Here is a 2524-nt window from a genome sequence, read left to right as displayed (position 1 = left end):
GAAGTGTGGCAACACATGGAGCTGACTGTTACTAATCGGGTGAGGGCTTGACCAAAAATCGCAGGAAGAATGAATCTCAAGGAAATGTCAACATGTATGTAGTTTTGAAGGTACAGTAAAAACCAGCTATCATCTAGCTGGTTTTTTTGTGTGCAAAAATCTATAGAAAGGAATGTCTGAAACTTCTGACCATTTACATAGAAAATTATAGAAAGTGGGATTAAAAATATATTGTCTTGCAGGAAAATGGGTTTTAAAATTATAAGCAAGATTTATAGAATCTATTAATCCTCTAAAATAATACATCTTAATCCAGCCCATCAGAGTGTGAAATCATGCTGAACTGTCTTAAATGCATTATTTACGAGGACTGCTATAATAGAAACATATATGGGAGGGTTTTTCATGAAGATTTATGTAAATGTAAATGCTGGTCATGATGGTAATGGTACAGAACAGATGCCGTTTCGTCATATTAATGATGCAGCAAAAATTGCACAGCCGGGGGATGAAGTTTGGGTAGCTCCTGGAGTTTATCGGGAGTATGTAGATCCTGTTCATGCGGGTAGAGAGGATGCCAGAATTACTTACAGGAGTGTAGAGCCTCTTGGGGCAGTTATTACCGGAGCAGAACGAATTCAGTCATGGGTTCCTTATAAGGAAAACGTATGGGTATGCCGTGTTGCGAACAGTCTTTTTGGCAACTATAATCCATATACAACTATGGTATATGGAGACTGGTATTTTGCTAAAGCTGACAAACATACAGGATGTGTATATCTTAATAACCGAGCACTTTATGAGGCTGGAAGTGTAGAGGAATGTATTAAAGCCGAGGTTTATGAGTGTAGTTGGGTTCCGGAGGAATCTACTTATAAATGGTACACAGAACAGGATCAGGAAAAAGATGAGACAGTAATTTATGCGAATTTTCATGGAGCAGATCCAAATGAGGAAAATGTAGAAATTAATGTACGTCGTGAATGCTTTATGCCATCAAAAACAGGTGTTGGATATATCACAGTCAGTGGTTTCGTAGTTACAAAAGCAGCAACTACCTGGGCACCGCCTGCAGCTTATCAGGATGGCATGATCGGGCCTCACTGGAGTAAAGGATGGATCATTGAGGACTGCGAAATTTCTAACAGCAAATGTGCAGGAATTTCTCTTGGAAAATATTATGATCCGGAAAATGATCATTATTTTACTAATAAATATGTTAAGAGTCCAACTCAAATGGAAAGAGACGCGGTATGCCGTGGACAGTATCATGGCTGGCTTAAGGAAAAAGTAGGAAGTCATATTATCCGCCGAAACAATATCCACCACTGTGAGCAGGGTGGTATTATCGGGCGTATGGGTGGTGTATTCAGTATTATTGAGGATAATCATATTCACCATATCAACAATATGATGGAATTGGGCGGAGCAGAAATTGCCGGAATTAAAATGCATGCTGCAATTGATGTTATTATGAGAAGAAATCATATTCATCATTGTACTATGGGAATCTGGTGTGATTGGGAAGCTCAGGGTACACGACTTTCTCAGAACCTGCTCCATGACAATCAGCGTCCGGCATTTGCTAAACAGTTGAAAGGTGGTATGATGTGCCAGGATATTTTTGTTGAAGTAGGTCATGGTCCTACTCTTATTGATAACAATATCCTTTTATCAGATGCCAGCCTGCGTTTTGCTACTCAGGGTGTTGCTATGGTACATAATCTGATCTGCGGTGCTTTAACTTGTGTAGGCGAAGGAACCAGTTGGCGTTATACACCATATCATATGCCTCATCGTACAGAGGTTATGGGATTTATGACTATACTTCATGGAGATGATCGTTTCTATAGTAATATTTTCGTCCAGAAATGGCCTTCAGAAGATTTTATTACAATGCATGATTCTGATGATGGATTTGATTCTGAAAACAGAAAAGTCGGAACTTGGATGTTTGATGAGTATCCAACGTATGATGAATGGATTTCACAGTTTGATTTTACAAAACCTGCAGACATGAAGAAACTGGAATCAGTTCATTTTGATCATTTACCGGTATGGAGTGAAGGAAATGTTTATCTTAATGGTGCAAAGGCATGGAAACATGAGAAAAATGGGTTCGTTTCTTCTGAGAATGTGAAGGTAGAATTAACAGAGAAAGACGGAAAATATTTCCTGGATACAAATATATATGAGATTCTTGAAGATTTCTCCGGACGTATGATCAATACAGAAGTTTTGGGAAAAGCTTTTGAGCCGGAAGAATTCTTCGAAAATCCGGATGGAACACCGATAACATTTGATACCGATTACTTTGGAGGACACAGAGGTGCCAAGGTAATTCCCGGACCTTTTGCAGAGAAGGAAGACGTTGGGAAAAACGTTAATATATGTACTGCATTTTAAACGAATTAAGTAAGTTATCGGATACAATTGTGAATCTACGCCTGAGTGAGCAGTAATATAATTGTTACTGTTCACACACCACTATTCCGCGAGGTGTTTTGGCATGAATATGCCAAAA

Annotated in this window: 1 protein-coding gene; it reads left to right on the top strand. The window is 38.9% G+C overall.

From position 1 onward, the window contains the following. Nucleotides 1-405 precede the first annotated feature (405 nt). The gene (locus tag LI074_RS16870) at nucleotides 406-2406 is read left to right on the top strand and encodes a right-handed parallel beta-helix repeat-containing protein (protein ID WP_118330437.1); all 2001 of its coding nucleotides are present in this window, start codon (nucleotides 406-408) and stop codon (nucleotides 2404-2406) included. The last annotated feature ends 118 nt before the right edge of the window (nucleotides 2407-2524 follow it).

This window comes from Blautia sp. MSK18_10 (assembly GCF_020553185.1).
In the GTDB taxonomy this organism is placed as follows: Bacteria; Bacillota; Clostridia; order Lachnospirales; family Lachnospiraceae; genus Blautia_A; species Blautia_A wexlerae.
This window is presented reverse-complemented; position numbering and strand designations above follow the sequence as displayed.